The 17,970-nt window shown below is 38.7% G+C and carries 13 protein-coding genes; 2 read left to right on the forward strand and 11 right to left on the reverse strand.

Annotated features, from left to right (window positions below):
- Positions 1 to 17: 17 nt before the first annotated feature.
- Entirely contained in the window at positions 18 to 965 is a 948-nt protein-coding gene (locus tag V7659_RS13720; protein WP_335540474.1) for a metal ABC transporter solute-binding protein, Zn/Mn family, read from the forward strand.
- Between the two features lie 60 nt (positions 966 to 1,025).
- Here V7659_RS13720 and menC read toward each other — a convergent pair whose 3' ends face one another.
- The 6 genes from menC to V7659_RS13750 all read right to left on the reverse strand — a co-directional run bounded on the left by menC (position 1,026) and on the right by V7659_RS13750 (position 8,524).
- Positions 1,026 to 2,132, reverse strand: coding sequence for an o-succinylbenzoate synthase (gene menC / locus V7659_RS13725; protein ID WP_335540475.1), 1,107 nt, complete (start codon positions 2,130 to 2,132; stop codon positions 1,026 to 1,028).
- Complete coding sequence (locus V7659_RS13730; RefSeq protein WP_335540464.1) at positions 2,128 to 3,627, reverse strand: o-succinylbenzoate--CoA ligase; 1,500 nt, start codon at positions 3,625 to 3,627, stop codon at positions 2,128 to 2,130. Before V7659_RS13730 ends, menC begins: the two co-directional genes overlap by 5 nt.
- A gap of 91 nt (positions 3,628 to 3,718) precedes the next feature.
- Entirely contained in the window at positions 3,719 to 4,537 is an 819-nt protein-coding gene (menB, locus tag V7659_RS13735) for a 1,4-dihydroxy-2-naphthoyl-CoA synthase (RefSeq protein WP_335540465.1), read from the reverse strand.
- Between the two features lie 14 nt (positions 4,538 to 4,551).
- Positions 4,552 to 5,370 carry a 2-succinyl-6-hydroxy-2,4-cyclohexadiene-1-carboxylate synthase gene (gene menH, locus V7659_RS13740; RefSeq protein ID WP_335540466.1) on the reverse strand — a complete coding sequence of 273 codons (819 nt, stop codon included), beginning with the start codon at positions 5,368 to 5,370 and terminating at the stop codon, positions 4,552 to 4,554.
- Positions 5,371 to 7,119 (reverse strand): 2-succinyl-5-enolpyruvyl-6-hydroxy-3-cyclohexene-1-carboxylic-acid synthase, encoded by a 1,749-nt coding sequence (menD, locus tag V7659_RS13745; protein ID WP_335540467.1) that lies wholly within the window; start codon positions 7,117 to 7,119, stop codon positions 5,371 to 5,373. It abuts the gene before it with no gap.
- Between the two features lies 1 nt (position 7,120).
- A complete protein-coding gene (locus V7659_RS13750) occupies positions 7,121 to 8,524 on the reverse strand; it encodes an isochorismate synthase (RefSeq protein WP_335540468.1) in 1,404 nt (467 codons plus the stop codon).
- A gap of 364 nt (positions 8,525 to 8,888) precedes the next feature.
- On the opposite strand from V7659_RS13750, the gene V7659_RS13755 reads away from it, so the two are divergent.
- Positions 8,889 to 9,824, forward strand: a complete 936-nt coding sequence (locus V7659_RS13755) for a 1,4-dihydroxy-2-naphthoate polyprenyltransferase (protein WP_335540469.1) — start codon at positions 8,889 to 8,891, stop codon at positions 9,822 to 9,824.
- A gap of 32 nt (positions 9,825 to 9,856) precedes the next feature.
- Here V7659_RS13755 and V7659_RS13760 read toward each other — a convergent pair whose 3' ends face one another.
- From V7659_RS13760 to glgB, 5 genes are read right to left on the reverse strand one after another with little or no spacing between them, the layout of a single operon-like run.
- Complete coding sequence (locus V7659_RS13760) at positions 9,857 to 12,253, reverse strand: glycogen/starch/alpha-glucan phosphorylase (RefSeq protein ID WP_335540470.1); 2,397 nt, start codon at positions 12,251 to 12,253, stop codon at positions 9,857 to 9,859.
- Entirely contained in the window at positions 12,243 to 13,694 is a 1,452-nt protein-coding gene (gene glgA, locus V7659_RS13765) for a glycogen synthase GlgA (RefSeq protein ID WP_335540471.1), read from the reverse strand. The genes V7659_RS13760 and glgA overlap by 11 nt, the downstream gene beginning before the upstream one ends.
- Positions 13,691 to 14,722, reverse strand: coding sequence for a sugar phosphate nucleotidyltransferase (locus tag V7659_RS13770; RefSeq protein WP_335540472.1), 1,032 nt, complete (start codon positions 14,720 to 14,722; stop codon positions 13,691 to 13,693). The genes glgA and V7659_RS13770 overlap by 4 nt, the downstream gene beginning before the upstream one ends.
- A 22-nt stretch (positions 14,723 to 14,744) precedes the next feature.
- Positions 14,745 to 15,890, reverse strand: coding sequence for a glucose-1-phosphate adenylyltransferase (locus tag V7659_RS13775; protein ID WP_335540473.1), 1,146 nt, complete (start codon positions 15,888 to 15,890; stop codon positions 14,745 to 14,747).
- Positions 15,838 to 17,781, reverse strand: coding sequence for a 1,4-alpha-glucan branching protein GlgB (glgB, locus tag V7659_RS13780; RefSeq protein ID WP_335540476.1), 1,944 nt, complete (start codon positions 17,779 to 17,781; stop codon positions 15,838 to 15,840). Before glgB ends, V7659_RS13775 begins: the two co-directional genes overlap by 53 nt.
- Between the last annotated feature and the right edge of the window lie 189 nt (positions 17,782 to 17,970).

A 17,970-nucleotide genomic window follows, 5' to 3' on the forward strand; every position in this document is an offset into this window, starting at 1 on the left:
CATATGAAGGAGTCCCTATGAAAAAAATCATCCTTATCCTATCAATTCTATTACCATTAAGTCTGCTGATGTCTGCGTGTTCAAATGGTAAAGAACAAATACAAAAAAAGAAGGACCAGTTAACTATTTATACCACTGTATTTCCACTTGAATACTTTACTTCACAAATAGGTGGAAAATATGTAAATGTTAACACGATCTATCCACCTGGGGCTGATGAACATACATTTGAACCTTCCCAAAAGGATATGATGGGGTTAGCTGATTCAGACTTATTTTTCTACATCGGGCTTGGGCTTGAAGGGTTTGTGGAAAAATCAAAAGAAACTTTGAAAAATGAGCATGTTAAACTAGTGCCTACCGCAGAGGACATTAATCTCCCAAAATCGACCGATACACATGTTGAGGAGGAAGAGCACCATGACACAGACACACATACAGATGTCAACCCACATGTATGGCTTGACCCCATTTACTCTAAGGAAATGGCAGCTGTCATTCGTGATGCATTAATTAAACAGATGCCGGAGCACAAAGATCTATTCAATAAAAATTATCAACAACTTGCCCTTAAGTTAGATGAACTTAATACCAATTATGAACAGACAATTACAAAGGCAAAACATAAGAAGATCATCGTTACACATGCAGCATTTGGTTACTGGGAAAAACGATATGGAATTGAACAAATTAGTATATCCGGACTTTCAACTGCCAATGAACCTACGCAAAAGGCGTTAGAAAAAATCATTTCCATTGCGGAGGATGAAGGATTACACTATATGCTATTCGAACAAAATGTCCAATCGAAACTTGGAAAAATCGTTCAAAAAGAAATTGGAGCTAAAGCATTACCTATTCATAACCTTGCTATTTTATCAAAAGAAAATATTAAAAACAAAGAGACATATTTTTCATTAATGAATCAAAATCTTGAATCATTAAAAACAGCTTTAAACAATTAAATAGCTGAGAAAATGAACCAGATCTACAACTGGTTCATTTTTTATTTACATCCTTTACTTCTAAAAAACAATAGTTTCTTTCCATTGCAAAACTTCCTGTAATCTATTCTCGTTAATTTCAAAGCCGATCCCAGGACTGGTTGGTACGACCACAGAACCGTTATGAACTTTTACCTCTGGGGTTATGATATCCTCTTCCCAAAAGCGATTGGAAGAAGAAATATCCCCTGGGATTGAAAAGCCTGGCAAGGAAGCAAGCGAAATATTATGGGCTCTGGATATTCCGAATTCAATCATCCCTCCACACCAGACGGGTATCCCCTTTTCATAGCAATAGTCATGAATACGTTTCGCTTCATTCAAACCTCCAACCCTTCCCACTTTAATATTAATCACTTGGCAACTTCCGAACTCGATTGCTTTTCGTGCATCATCAAAACTGTTAATACTTTCATCTAAACAAATGGGTGTTTTGATTTCCTTTTGAAGCAACGCGTGTTCAAGAATATCATCATGGGAGAGCGGCTGTTCAATCATCATTAAATTGAAGTCATCGAGAGCTTTAATTCGATCAATATCAGCTAATGTATAGGCAGAATTCGCATCAGCCATGATTGCAAGGTCAGGATAAACACGGCGAATTTCAGACAGTAAGGAATAGTCTAGTTTTGGACTAATTTTTACTTTAATGCGCTGATACCCTTCCTGAAGATATCCGTCAATCTGTCTGAGTGCGTTTGTAGTAGAATCTGTCGCCACCACCACACCTGCTGCAACGGCCGAATATGTGCCTCCAAGGGCTTTTGACAATGGCTGCGAATGACATTTTGAATATAAATCCCAGAAAGCTGTTTCTAAAGCAGCTTTAGCCATATTATTCCTTCGTAACGAACTAAAAAGCTGAGACACCTGCCGAGGATGATCGATCGGATTTTTTTGAAGAAGTGGTATTAGAAAATCAGTGATCATATGTAAACTTGTTTTAACTGTTTCTTCTGTATACCACGGAGTCGAAAAAGCAACCCCCTCACCGAATCCTGAAACACCATCTGAATTATTTATTTTAATGATAATTCCCTCACGCACCTCTACCGCCCCTAAATGGGTCAGAAACGGGTCCTTTAATGGCATTTCAATGACATTTATCTCGATGGAGGTTAACTTAATCAATGGTGATGCCCTCCTTTATCCACTCACGGAGCTCTCGTCGAAGCAGTTTTTTCGAGGCATTTCTCGGCAGTTCCTTTGTAAAATAAAATGCTTTTGGCACTTTATATTTGGCCAATTTCTGTTGGCAAAATCGCTTAAGTTCTTCTCCCAAAAGGTTAGCTCCATTTCTTGTCACAATAAAGGCTATCGGTATCTGTCCCCACTCCGCATCCTCTGCATGTGTCACACCTGCCTCGCTCACATCAGGGTGTGACAATAAGGCAGCTTCTATTTCTGCGGGGTAAATATTTTCTCCCCCTGAAATGATTAAGTCTGAACGCCGGTCGAGGACATATAAGAATCCTTCTTCGTCCTGGTAACCAATATCACCGGTATGAAACCAACCATTCCTAAACTTTTCTTTTGAAACTTCCGGTCGAAATAAATAGCCTGGAGTAACATTGGGGCCTTTAATGACAATTTCACCAGGAATATCCGGCAGCGCCACATTACCATCCTCAGTTACGATTTGGATTTGCGAGGGGAACAATGGCTTGCCTGCAGAACCCAGCCTTGTCAAACTGTATTCTGGTGCAAGGGTAACAATTTGTGAAGAAGATTCGGTCATGCCATAAGTTTGGAATACAGGGATATCTTTTTCGACACATGCTTGCAGTAATGGTAATGGTGCGGGTCCACCTCCAAGAAGCATACAGCGGAATTGTTTTGGAAGGCGCCGTTCTTGAAGAGCTTCAACGATTCTTGTCAAGGTGGTTCCAACAACAGACATAATCGTCACCCTCTTGTCATTGATATCAGCTATTATCCTTTCCACATCAAAATGGTCATGAAGAACAATTGGCATGCCATAAATGACACTGCGCATGAGAATGGAATAGCCGCTAATATGGAACAATGGAACATTACATAGCCAGCAATCCCCTTCCATAAAGCCTAAATTCAAGGCTGAACCAACGGAACTCCACCAGTGATTTCCATAGGTTTGAATTACCCCTTTGGGATTACCTGTAGTTCCTGATGTATACATAATGGTGCATATATCGGAAAGCGATATTTCTTCAATGATATTCGGCAAGTGTGTGACACTGGAAAATACATCATCTTTTGTTAGGGTTTTTAGTGATGGAATTCGTTTCTTTATGATGGATTTTGTTTCAAAAAAAGAATCATCAAGGATTAATGAAACTGCCTTTGAATCGTTAAGCTGCCAGGAAAGTTCTGATGGAGAGAGGCGATTATTCAATATCACGGATCTAACTCCTAATAACTGAAGTGCAAATAATATAACAACTGTATCAATATTGTTTTTTAATAAAACACCAACATATTGGTCTTTTTGAAAACCTACTCCTTGTAGTTTTCCTGCAACCTGATAAGAACGTTGATAGAGTTGTTTAAAGGTTACTACTTCATCTTGAAAATATATGGCAGGTCGTGCTGGGGTTAGAAACGCTCTTTTCTTCAAAAAATTAGGCATCATTTCGTTCTGCATAATGGTTCACCTTTCTTAATCTTTCTAGCTAACAGCCCCATTTCGATTAAAAACAGCTTGATGGAAACCATCAAGCTGCTGGTAAAAATGATCAAGGAAAACGTGGGAATTTCCCAAAGTCAGGCTTACGTTTTTCTTTAAAGGAATCGCGTCCTTCTTTTGCTTCATCTGTTGTATAGTAAAGCAGGGTTGCATCCCCAGCAAATTGTTGTAGTCCAGCTAAGCCGTCTGTATCTGCATTCATTGCTGCTTTCAAGAAGCGCAAGGCTGTAGGACTTTTCTCAAGAATTTCATTACACCACTGAATCGTTTCTTCTTCTACTTTTTCCAGAGGAACAACCGTATTAACTAAGCCCATATCAAGTGCATCTTGGGCATTATATTGACGGCATAAGTACCAAATTTCACGAGCTTTTTTATGACCAATGATTCTTGCAAGATAACCAGAGCCATAGCCTGCATCAAAACTTCCAACCTTTGGTCCAGTTTGCCCAAACACCGCGTTATCAGCCGCAATAGTTAAGTCACAAACAACATGAAGAACATGGCCGCCGCCTATCGCGTATCCTTTTACCATCGCGATAACAGGTTTTGGAATCACACGAATAAGGCGCTGAAGATCAAGAACATTTAGACGAGGAATCTGATCCTCCCCCACATATCCTCCATGGCCGCGTACACTTTGGTCCCCACCTGAACAAAATGCTTTATCTCCAGCACCTGTTAAGATAATAACCCCTATACTTGCATCATCACGCGCATAGGCAAATGCGTCAATCAATTCAGAAACTGTTCTCGGTGTAAATGCATTATGTACATGTGGACGGTTAATGGTAATTTTGGCAATACCATTAGATGTTTCATATAAAATTTCTTCATATTTGCGTCCCGCAATCCATTCTACTGTCAAAATATTCTCCTCCTTTATTTATTTTCATTCGACAAAAAGTCACTTACTATTGTACCAAACTTTTCAGGTTCTTCCACATGAATTGCATGCCCGCTGTCCTCAATCACTACCCAAGAGCTATTTTTCAGCTCCTTCATCATATGACTTGCAATCGAACAAAACTTTTGATCCTCCGCACCTGTTAAAAGCAAAACTTCACAAGTTAGTTCACTTAACCTACCCCACCAGGATGATTGGGACCCAGTTCCCATCCCAAGTAAACTGTTGGCTAGGCCAATGGGCGAATTATTCAAACGCTGTTTCCTAATCTTTTCCTGAGTTTCCCTTGGGAGGCGCTTCATGGTGAAAAAAAGGGGAATGTCTTCCCAATAATCCACAAACGCTTTGATTCCCTGTTCTTTAATAAAGTTAGCAAGTTCAGCATCTTTCATACGGCGATGGTTTTTTTCGACTTCCGTCGCCAGGCCTGGTGACGTACTCTCAAGTATTAATTTTCGGACACGCCCTGGGTACAAAAGGGCAAAGGTTAATGCAAGTCTTCCACCCATGGAATAACCAAGAAGATCTACTTGCTCAATCCCCATTTGATCAAGGGTCGTGTTTAAATCAGAAGCAGCGGCATCCATTTGATATCGATTCAGTGCCTCGGGAGACTCTGTTTTTCCATGTCCAATAATATCAGGGATAATCAGCCTTGTCGACTTTCCCCAGCTTTCATGAAATGGAGCCCAAGTAGTAGAGTCTCCCGTAAAACCGTGCAGCATAACAAGTGGAACAAGGCCGTCACCGCAAACTTCGACATAGTAACGACTCCCATCGATAACGATATACATTTATTGTTCACCTATGACAAAGTTTGATATTTCCCGGGAAACATAACCCCAAAATTCGCGGTGTTCGTCACGATTCCGCTCTCTATTGGTTTCCAACTCGAATACATTTATCCCAGTCGAATTGATGGACTTCCTCATTTCCACACCAAAATGATCCCAATCCTTTATCTTTATGTAATTTCCATTAAACATCTTAACAGCATGCTCAAAATCAATTCCTAACGGAGTGCCGAACAAAAGTTCAAAGTTTTTCGGATGCTCTGATTGCGGGAGGAAGGAGAAGATTCCGCCGCCATTATTGTTAATAAGAATAATATTAATATTTATATTGTACAGTTTTGCTGCAATCAGCCCATTTAAGTCATGGAAAAAGGTTAAATCACCTAGGACAAGGTACAAGGATGATGAGTTTAATGCAGCACCCAATGCCGTAGAAACGGTACCGTCGATCCCATTCGCCCCCCTATTTGCCATTACTTTAATTGTTTTATGATTGCTTAGAAAAAAGCTATCTAAGTCGCGGATTGGCATACTATTACCTACAAATAGTGCAGCTCCTTCAGGGAGCATCTCGGCTAATTGATAGAACAGTCTGCCTTCACTTAAATCTGTTATATCGCTAAGCGATATCATCGTATCTTTTGATAGTTGGTTAACCCTTTTCCAAGCTGTTAGAAAATCGGCAGAAGATTTCTCAACTGTATATGTTTCTATTTTCTCGCAGAATAACGATTCATTACAGAAAATCATATTTGTTGATAATAATGCAGGGTCACGCCAGCCACCGCCGCCATCGATCACATATTGTTCTGCGTCTCCATTTTCTTTTATAAAAATTGTTAATGCTTTAGAAATGGGCATTGCTCCAAATCTAAGAATAACATCCGGCTTTAAGAAAACTTTTGCATCGTCGTTTCTTAAAAAGGTATCATAGGCTTCAATAATATTATCAAGGCTATGTTTCCCACTTCTTAACTGTGACAAGGGGTCAGCAATAATCGGGAATTTAAGTTTTTCTGCTAGCCGCGTTACAGCCTCAGGAAAAATATCATCGACAATAGTTCCACAAACAATAATTCCTCTAGTTGTTTTTGAAAGCTTTTCGGCAATTTCTTTATATTCTTCCTCCGCCATTGTTAAGTCACCAGTACTAACTTTCACATAGCCGTTCGGACGTTCATGAAGCTGGAAGAGTTCATCATCCAGCTTAGGTACTAATGGTTCCCTAAAAGGAAAATTCAAATGTACAGGACCAGAAGGCGCACTTTTTGCAATGGCTACCGCTCGTGCACAAATAGTTCGAGCATAACGAATGATTTCATCACTTTTTTCAGGTAAAGCCATTTCAGAAAACCATTTTACATGTTTCCCATATAAATGGATTTGATCGATTGCTTGTGGTGCACCTACTTCTCTGAGTTCATGCGGCCGATCTGCCGTTAACACAATTAAAGGTACTCGTGCATACCGCGCTTCAACAATTGCAGGGAAATAATTCGCTGCGGCCGTACCTGAAGTACAAAGGATTGCAACTGGCTTATTTAAAGACTTGGCTATTCCTAAAGCAAAAAAAGCAGCTGACCGTTCATCCACATGTATATGAACATTAAGATCTGGATGCTCTGCCATAATCATCGCCATTGGAGTGGACCGAGAACCAGGGCTGACAACCACATCGGTTACTCCCGTGAAGATAAGTTCTGAAACAATAGCTGCTATATAGGCTGTTAATGATTCTTGATGATCCATATCAATTTCCTCCAAGGGCTCGGAGCATGGGTTTAAATTTCAAACTCGTCTCCAAATATTCACTTTCTGAGTCAGAATCTGCCACTACTCCACATCCTGCAAACAACGAAACTTCATCCCCTTGAATGAGTCCAGAGCGAATGGAAACAGCAAATTCACCATTTTTTCTATAATCCATCCAGCCTAATGGAGCAGCGTAGAAACCACGATCCAGTTGTTCTACTTCTCTAATTTTTACAACTGCTTCCTCCTTCGGAAGTCCGCCCAAGGCTGGTGTTGGGTGCAGTCTTTCGACCAATAGCATCAGTGAAGCATCTTTATGACATTTTCCGACCACAGGGGTATACAAATGCTGTATATCTCTTATCTTCATTAACTGTGGCTTTTTAGGCAAAATAATTTCTTGGCAAGATTCTTCCAGAGCTTCTTTTATCATTTCCACAACAAAACCATGCTCTTTTAGGTTTTTTTGGTCATTTAATAACATCTGACCCAATTTTAGGTCTTCCTCTTCTGTTTTGCCTCGTGAGATTGAACCAGCAAGACACGTTGAGTACACTTCATTTCCTTGCTTTTTCACCAGTCTTTCAGGGGAGGCGCCAATAAAACAATCACCATTTGATTCAAATGCAAAAATAAAGCTTTCATGCTGCTGCATATACAAATTATTTAGGACATCCTCTGCCATAACTTGGTCGTCAAACACAAGCCTCAATTCACGAGCAAGGACAACCTTTTTTAGGGGACCATCTGTTAATTCCTTCACAACTCCATCAACAGCTTTCTTCCACATTTCAGGTCCAATCTCTTTCATTTCCAGAAGTGCAGCAGCCGAATTTTTGGGATCATTTTGATGGAGAGCATTTAAAATTTCATTTCTCTCTTCACTTACTTTTTTAAATAAGTAAGGATCCTCATGAGGAGTACAAACCGTATTTGTTGTTAAAAACGTTTGACCATCAATAATACTCAATAAATATTTCGGCAGATGGAACAAAGAATTGGCGTACTCCGACCAGAGGTCGGTTTTTTCTTTGTAGGGGTCAAACGAAAAGCCGCCGAACATGACTGGCCCTACACCCATTTCGGTATATGGATTAAAAATAAGGCAATCCTTTAAAAATTTTTCCCATTCCTTTTCAACATGAAAAAAGCGGTCAGAAGCCTGATCCGACTGAATTTGTTTAGAAATCCCGAGTCCAATAAGTACGGTTTCATCTGTTGGGTCCTTCCAAAAGAATCGTTTACCGCGAAATCGTTCTTTTCCTATATTAAAAAATAATAGTGGGTTTATCGTGTCCATTTTATGAACTTCACTAATTAAAATGGGCCGGCCTAGTTCTTTTGCGCGATTGACAGCTAAAAGACCTCGTTCCATTATTTCCAATTCTTGAATGGTAATCAAACAAATCCCTCCAAAACAGCCGAAATGACTGTTATCCATTCATATTAAAGCAATTTTTAGCATACTACCTTCATTGTAAAGAAGTCAGTAATACTTGTCACTAGCAAACCTGCTCCATTCCCTATTATATCTTAAGATTTCACCTAATTGATAAAATCAGCTCTCACATTGATTTTTTCATTTTTATCATTTTCCCACCAACCATCCAATAATAATCAAACAGGTATAATCTTCTAGATTTGATAGGAAAAATTAATTGACACCATTCCTTGAATTACATACACTTAGTTTTGGGCACGGCCCATTTTTACATCGAACCTAACCTTTTATATAGAGAAAGAAACTAGAAAAGGGAGAGAAGAATATGCAACCAACTCTACCGAAGAATTCTGAACCTGTAGTTGAATCAAACCGCGGCTTTCAAGTATGGTGGCAAATGACACGTCCCCATACATTAACTGCTGCATTTGTACCTGTTCTGCTTGGTACAGCCCTATCTCTAAAGCATGGGAACATTCATTTTGGTTTATTTTTTGCCATGCTTATTGCAAGTTTATTGATTCAAGCTGCAACCAATATGTTTAATGAATATTTCGATTTCAAGCGCGGGCTGGATACTGCTCAATCCGTTGGGATTGGCGGCACCATTGTTCGTGACGGGATCAAACCAAAAACAGTTCTGAATCTGGCATTTGTCTTTTATGGAATTGCCTTATTATTAGGGATCTACATTTGTGCCAATAGCAGCTGGTGGTTAGCGGCTGTGGGATTAATCTGTATGGCCGTGGGGTATTTTTACACTGGAGGTCCTTTCCCGATTGCTTATACACCGTTTGGGGAAATACTTTCCGGTTTCTTTATGGGAATGCTGATTATTTTAATCTCTTTCTTTATCCAAACGGGAACAGTCAGCACCACAAGTATTCTCGTCTCTGTTCCAAGTATGATATTGGTTGGGATGATTATGTTATCTAATAACATCCGGGATCTTGATGGCGACAAAGAAAACGGGCGTAAAACAATAGCCATTCTTTTAGGGAAAAAACGAGCCATTTACTTATTAACAGGAATGTTCACTTTTTCATTTCTTTGGGTCTTGGGACTTATCATTATGGGTGTTTTGCCAATTTGGACAGCACTTGTGATCCTTAGTGCTCCAAAGGCGATTAAGGCAACTAAAGGCTTTATTGAAAACTCGATTCCAATTAAAATGGCACCAGCCATGAAAGCTACTGCACAAACAAATACCATATTTGGATTTTTATTAGCGATTGGAATATTTATTGGGCACTATCTATAAAAAAAGGCTTCTGCGATGGCAGAAGCTTTTTTTTAATGCAGAGGCTTAATCCCCCATATATCATCAGCGTATTCCTTAATGGTGCGGTCGCTTGAAAAGTAACCAGCTTGGGCGATATTTCTTAAGCTCATTTGCTGCCAACGTAATCGATCAGTAAATGTTTCACCAATTGAACGTTGTATATCCGCATAGGATGCAAAATCCTTTAAGACAAAATATTGATCATTTTCCTGAAGGAGCGAATCAAATATTGGTTCAAATTCATTATAGGCCCCAGGAAAAAATCCATTAATAAGTTGATCTACTGCTTGGCGAATCCGATAATCATGGTGGTAATATTCATCGGATTGATAGCCGCCGTACTGATAGTAGTGTAGAACCTCGTCAGCCGTTAATCCAAACGTAAATATATTGTCATTACCGACTAATTCACGAATTTCAATATTGGCACCATCTAAAGTTCCTACCGTTAATGCTCCATTTATCATAAATTTCATATTTCCTGTCCCGGAGGCTTCCTTACTTGCAGTAGAGATTTGTTCACTCACATCTGCTGCAGGGAAGATTTTTTCCGCAAGCGAAACACGATAATTTTCTAGAAAGATCACTTTCATTTTATCGCCGATTACTGGGTCATTGTTTACCTTTTCCGCAACAGAATTTATTAATTTGATGATTTTCTTCGCATAATAATAGCCTGGCGATGCTTTGGCACCAAAAATAAACACTCTAGGAACAACAGGGTAACTTGAATCTTCTTTGAGTCGGTTATACAGATGCATAATATGTAAAACATTTAAAAGCTGCCGCTTATACGCATGCAGACGCTTTACTTGTACATCAAAAATAGCATTAGTATCCACCGCAGTTCCCGTTTTCTCGAGAATAACTTTCGCAAGAGTTTGTTTGTTTTCATTTTTTATTTTTAACAGTTGTTCCAAAAACGAAGGGTCATTTTGATAATTTAGAAGTTGGGAAAGTTCTGTTGCTTGATAGGTCCAATCGGAACCGATGGTTTCTGTAATGAATGAAGATAACTTTGGATTTGCTTTTAACAGCCAGCGCCGATAGGCAATTCCGTTTGTCTTATTGTTAAATTTCTCAGGAAACAGTTGGTAAAATTGATTCATCTCACGCTTTTTTAAAATTTCTGTATGCAGTTTTGCCACACCATTAACACTAAAACTTCCAACAATGGCTAAATGAGCCATTTTTACATAATTGTCGGCTATAATGGCGAGTTCCCTAATCCGCTCCCAGTCCCCAGGAGTTTGTTCCCACAAATCCTTGCAAAATCTTTCATTGATTTCTTCTACAATCATATAAATCCTTGGGAGCAGCGGTTGGAAAATATGTATCGGCCACTTCTCTAAAGCCTCAGACAATGTCGTATGATTCGTGTAGGAAATGGTTTGTTTCGTAATATTCCATGCCTGTTCCCAATCATATCCTTCTTCATCAAGCAGAATCCTCATTAGTTCTGGAATGGCTAATACAGGGTGTGTATCATTGATATGAATACAGATATGTTCATGAAGTTGTTTCAAGCTGCTGTGTTGCTTTCGATAGGTCTTTAAAATAGATTGGATACTGGCAGATACCAAAAAGTATTGCTGTTTCAATCGTAAAATCTTTCCTTCATCATGGGTATCATCTGGATATAAAAACTCCGAGATCATTTCCGTTTCCCGCTTATATTTTAAGATATCCTTATGTAAGGGAAATTGGGATGGTTCGGCATTCCAGAGTCTTAATGTATTAATTGTTTTTGATTGATACCCAATGACAGGCATATCGTGAGGCACAGCCGTAACCGTTTCAGTATTAAGATGCTGGAAAACCAGACGGCCATTTTCCATCTTTGCTTCTACTTTACCCCAAAAAGGAATTTTAATTGAACTATCGGTTTTACGTATCTCCCAGACATTGCCATTTTTTAACCATTGTTCCGGCAATTCAACTTGATAGCCATCAACAATCTTTTGTTCAAATAAACCATGTTTATAACGAATTCCATGACCATGGCCAGGTAGGCTTAGAGAAGCTAATGAATCTAGAAAACAGGCGGCTAATCTTCCTAAGCCGCCGTTTCCTAAGCCTGCATCTGCCTCAAATTCCTCTAGCTCACTTAAATCTATACCTAATTCCTTCAACCCAACTTGAACGGTTTCTTCCACACCGAGATTGATTAGATTTTGTCTAAGTAATTTCCCCAATAAATATTCAATGGAGAGATAATAAACCTGCTTTCCCTTTGCTGCTAGATGTTTCTCGTTTGTAGTAATCCAATCACCACTAACAAATTCACCAATCATCGTACCAAGTGTTTGATAATGGTCTCTGGCGGAGCTATCTGAGAAACTCTTTCCACATACCATCTCAATCCTTTTTAGAAAGGTTTCTTTAAATTCGACCGTATTAGAAAACATGTGTTTCACTCCTTGCAACGATCTCTGCATATAATTGATTATAGCTATACGCTGACTGTGCCCAGCTATAATCCATTTCCATTGCTTGTTTTACAATGGAGTTCCACGAATTTGAATCATGGTAAACACTTAGAGCTCGTTTAATGGTATAGAGCATATCGTGGGCATTAAAATTGGAGAAGGAAAATCCGTTTCCTTTTCCTGTGAATTCGTTCCAAGAGTTTATTGTATCATTTAAACCGCCTGTTTCCCTAACTATCGGGATAGCTCCATATTTCATAGCGATCAATTGTCCAAGCCCGCAAGGTTCAAATTGGGAAGGCATTAGAAACAAATCCGCAGCTGCATAAAGTTTATGGGCAAGCCCTTCACTAAAACCTGTATGAACTTTTAATTTTTCTGGATAGATTCGTGCCGCCTGTCTTAAATGTTCTTCGTATTCATAATCCCCTGTACCCAAGATAATTACCTGGACGTCCTCCTGCAAAATTTCACGAAGGACACACTTAACTAAATCAAGGCCTTTTTGCCTTGTCAGTCTTGTAATCATTACTAATAAAGGTGTACGTGACGACTGTGGCAATCCAAAGTGATTTTGAATCTCACTTTTATTTATTGCCTTTTTCTGATGATTATTAACCGTATAAGTTTGATAAATTAATGGATCTCTTGCAGGATTATAGAAATCTTCATCAATCCCGTTTAGAATTCCAAGCAAATCCTCTTTTCTTGCTCTTAATAAACCATCTAATTTTTCACCATAAGCGGGTGTTTGAATTTCCTCTTTATAGGTTGGGCTTACTGTCGTAATTTTGTCCGCTGCGACAAGTGCACCCTTCATATAATTAATATTTCCGAAAAACTCTAAGTGACCGGAATGAAAGGAATTATAATCCATTCCTAACAAATCTCCTAATACCTCTTTCGGAAATATCCCTTGGAATTGCAGGTTATGAATGGTAAACACCGTTCGTATGTGACCATATCCTTTTCGTTTATGATATTCTGTCCGTAAAAGGAAAGGAATCATTGCCGTATGCCAATCATGACAATGAAGCACATCGGGATAAAAATTAAGCTCCGCGATTGTTTCTAAAACTGCTCTATTAAAATAAGCAAATCTTTCCCCATCATCAAAATAACCATATAAACCTTCTCGTTTGAAATAATATTCATTATCGACAAAATAGAAGGTTACTCCTTGATAGGTAAGTTCCTCTATCCCACAAAATTGATTTCTCCATCCTACAGAAACGGTGAACTCTTTCACTTGTTTCATTTCACTCTTAAATTCATCTGCAATGGTTCCGTATTTTGGAAGAATGACTCTAACATCAGTTCCTAAACTCTTTAATTCTTTTGGAAGGGAACCTGCAACATCGGCTAATCCTCCCGATTTTGCAAATGGTCCACATTCCGAAACTGCAAATAATACTTTCACGAGTTCATCAACGCTCCTTGTTGGGTCCCTTTACGAATCACAAATGGTGATTGTGCTGTGCCAGACAAATGCGTTCCGGCCTCTACTTTAACGTCTTTGTCTAAAATTACGGAATCAAGATAACAGTTCTCTTCGATTTGGCACTTTTGCATGATGATGCAGTTCTTAATAACGGCACCTTTGCCAATCTTTACTCCTCGAGAAATAATACTATTTTCTACCGAACCGTTGATTACACAGCCATTGGCAATCATTGAATTTTTTACTTCAGACCCCTTTACATGCTTCGTTGGTGGCTCATCCTTAACTTTAGTAAAGATTGGCTGATCTTTTGGAAATAGCTTTTGCCACACTTCGGACTGTAATAAATTCATGCTTGTAGAAAAATAGTTTTCGATTGAATCTATCATCACGGCATAACCGTCATATTCATAGTGACAAACAGAGTAATGATCCTGAAGGTCATTAACCACATCCTTCATACATGTATACCCTGTTTCATTTCGTGTTTCAATTAACTTAATTAGGAGAGATGTTTTAATTAAGTACATCTCCATGGAACCTCCATCTTTGTGATGGATTTCGGTGATGTCACAGCCAGAACGACTATGCCAATCTAGGATTGGTCTAAAGTTCATGTTGAACACGGTATAACAATTAGCAATGATTGCATACTCTTGCGTACTGCGATAAAAGAAGTCTAAATTTGCTGCAAAATTTTCAAACGAGCCGATTTTATTTCCATCAAAATCAACGATTGGAGAAGGGAAAAAGAAAAGACCATCCCGTTTTCTGTTTAAATCCCAATTCTTACCGGAACCTAAATGATCCATAAGTGAACGGTACTGCATTTTTGGAAATATTGCCACACTACGAATACCTGAATTCACCATATTTGATAACACAAAATCAATAATCCGGTAACGCCCCGCAAAAGGCAGAGCAGCGAGTGAGCGATGCGTTAATAAATCCTCTAAATCGTCATGATATGTTGTGGCGTCAATTACACCTAAAAGCTTTCTTTTCAATCAAAGTCCCTCCTGGATTTTATTAAAAAGCAGGATAAAGCCCGCTTAACATTTCATTAGTAACTAAAATAATCTCATCATCAAACGAGCGAATAACGGTCCCATCTGGAACCTTTACATCTTCTTGAACTATCGCTTTCTCAATCAAACAATTACTGCCAATGATCGCATCAGGCATAATGACAGACTCTTTAATAATTGTCCCTTTACCGACCGTCACACCTTGAAAGAGAACAGATTTGTCAACTTCTCCTTCAATCGTACACCCTTCATTAATAAGTGACTCTTTTACAATTGCATCTGAAGATATATATTGCGGCGGCTGGTTTGGATTGACAGAATAAATCCTCCAACCGTGATCAAATAAATCTAAATCACAATCTTCACTTAACAAATCCATGTTTGCTTCCCAAAGGCTTTTAACTGTACCGACATCTTTCCAATATCCTTTAAACGGATAGGCAAATAACTTCTTATTTTCTTCTAAAAGCATCGGGATTACATCTTTACCAAAGTCATGACTTGAATCAGGATTTCGTTCGTCCATTTCTAAATATTCTTTAAGTATATTCCAGCTAAAAATATAAATGCCCATTGAAGCAAGATTATTCTTCGGATTGTCTGGCTTTTCATCAAAATCGGTAATTCTTAAATCCTCATCCGTATCCATGATCCCAAAACGGCTGGCTTCATTCCATGGAACTTCTATTAAGGAAATTGTTACATCTGCTCTTTTTTCAATATGGTACTCCAGCATACTTTCATAGTTCATTTTGTAAATATGGTCACCTGAGAGAATTAACACATACTCTGGCTGGTATTGTTTAAGGTAATTTAGGTTTTGATAAATGGCACTGGCCGTCCCAGTATACCACTTTACCTCAGAAGATTCGGCATATGGAGGGAGTACAGTTACGCCGCCATCCTTTCGATCAAGGTCCCAAGCACTGCCAATCCCAATATAGGAATTTAATAATAATGGTTGGTATTGTGTTAAAACCCCGACTGTATCAATGTTAGAATTGGCACAATTACTTAATGGGAAATCAATAATACGATACTTCCCTCCAAAAGGAACGGCAGGTTTCGCTAGTTCCTTTGTCAGCGAATTAAGCCTACTCCCTTTTCCTCCTGCTAATAACATGGCTACGCACTTTTTCTTTGCCATTACCTTTTCGCTCCTTTCGCTTTTTAACTGGTCTGATGATTTGAAATCCAAACGCAGGAATTGTTAAATTGATTGAATGCGGCTGGCCATGGTATGGCTCTTCTGCTGCAATGATTGTTTTTTTATTAACCAATCCAGCACCGCCGTATTCTTCATGATCACTATTGAAGATTTCGCGGTATTCACCACTTTTAGGAACACCAATTTTATAGACAGGGTAACTAACGCCTGTAAAATTACATATAACAACTAAAGTTTCATCTTCCTTTTTCCCTTTTCTTATAAATGAAAAAATAGATTGTTCACTGTTATTTGCATCTATCCATTGGAATCCATCTTGCAAATAATCAAGTTCGTAAAGAGCCTTGGATCGTTTATATACTTTCGTTAGGAACTTAACATAGGCATTCAATTTTTGGTGCATTTCATAGTCCAATAAGTTCCAGTCAAGCTGCTCTTTATCCTTCCATTCAGCAAACTGTCCTAATTCAAAGCCCATAAACAGAAGTTTTTTTCCTGGATGGGCAAACATATAACCTAACAAAAGCCTTAGCTGTGCAAATTTTTCCCAATAATCACCTGGCATCTTATCTAATAATGACTTTTTGCCGTGAACCACTTCATCGTGAGAAAACGGAAGCATAAAGTTTTCTAAAAAGGCATATAAAAATGAAAACGTTACCTTTGAGTGAACATGAGACCGAAGAAACGGTGGTGTTTCCATGTACTCCAACATGTCATTCATCCAGCCCATATTCCATTTATAATCAAAGCCAAGTCCACCATAACTAACTGGGGTTGTAACATTTGGGTATTCGGTTGAGTCCTCCCCAATCATTACAAACTGTGGATCATGCTCATGAACTTGATTATTTAATTTTTTCAAGAAGTTAATGCCAAATGGATTCTCTCGTCTGTCATTAGTGGCGTTTGGCCAGTATATGATATTTGCTACTGCATCCATACGAAAACCATCAATATGGAAATAATCAATCCAAAATAGGGCATTGGAGATAAGGAAACTTTGTACCTCACCTTTTCCAAGGTCAAAGTTTGCTGTTCCCCATATAGCATTTTCTCGATCACTTTCGGTGGAGTAGGAATAAATGTGGGTCCCATCGAAACGGTAAAGTCCATGCGCATCCTTGCAATAATGACCAGGAACCCAATCAAGAATGACTCCAATCCCATGTTGATGCATTTGATCAACAAATTCTCTAAATTCATCCGGCGTCCCATACCTGGATGTTACCGAAAAGTAACCAATTCCTTGATAGCCCCACGACGCGTCCAGCGGGTGCTCAACAAGCGGTAATATCTCAATATGGGTAAAACCATGCTCCAATACATATGGAATAAGTTCTGCTGCCAGTTCTAAATAGGTAAGGTACTCCCCATCTTCTTTCTTTTTCCAGGACCCTAGATGCACTTCATAAATCACGGCTGGCTCTGAAAGAAGGGGCTTTTTTCCTCTTCGAGTCATCCATTGATTGTCCTGCCACTTATAATTTTCTAACGAGTAAACAATCGAAGCAGTATTGGGTCTTATTTCAGAATAAAAAGCAAATGGATCTGATTTTAACAACTTCTCACCAGTTTGTGAGAAAATTTCATACTTATAAAGCTTACCTGTTAGATCCCTGTTTACAATCAGAATCCATACTCCTTCATCGTTAACCCTTTGCAATTCATACCCTTCACCATTCCAGTTATTAAAATCCCCCGTAAGCCTAACTTCCGAAGCATTAGGGGCCCATACGCAAAATCGTGTATAAATTTTATCGGAATTCTTAAAGATATGAGCGCCAAAAAGCTGATGACTTTGAAAAAAATTTCCTTCATGAANNTCGGAAAAAACGTATTCACTGTCATGGCTCTCCTCATCCTCAATGAAAATATGTATCTCAAAGACCAATTATAAGTGTATTTAATCAATATTCCTCATAAAACTTTTTTATCTTTTCTGACAATAACCGATACATTACTTCATCAAAAACTATAATTCGTCATATTTCGACACCATTCTTCAATATATATATCATTAATCGTCAAAAATATATAAAAAATTTTTAGTTTTTTT

Origin of the sequence: Neobacillus drentensis (assembly GCF_036966985.1) — a bacterium.
Classification (GTDB): domain Bacteria; phylum Bacillota; class Bacilli; order Bacillales; family Cytobacillaceae; genus Neobacillus; species Neobacillus drentensis_E.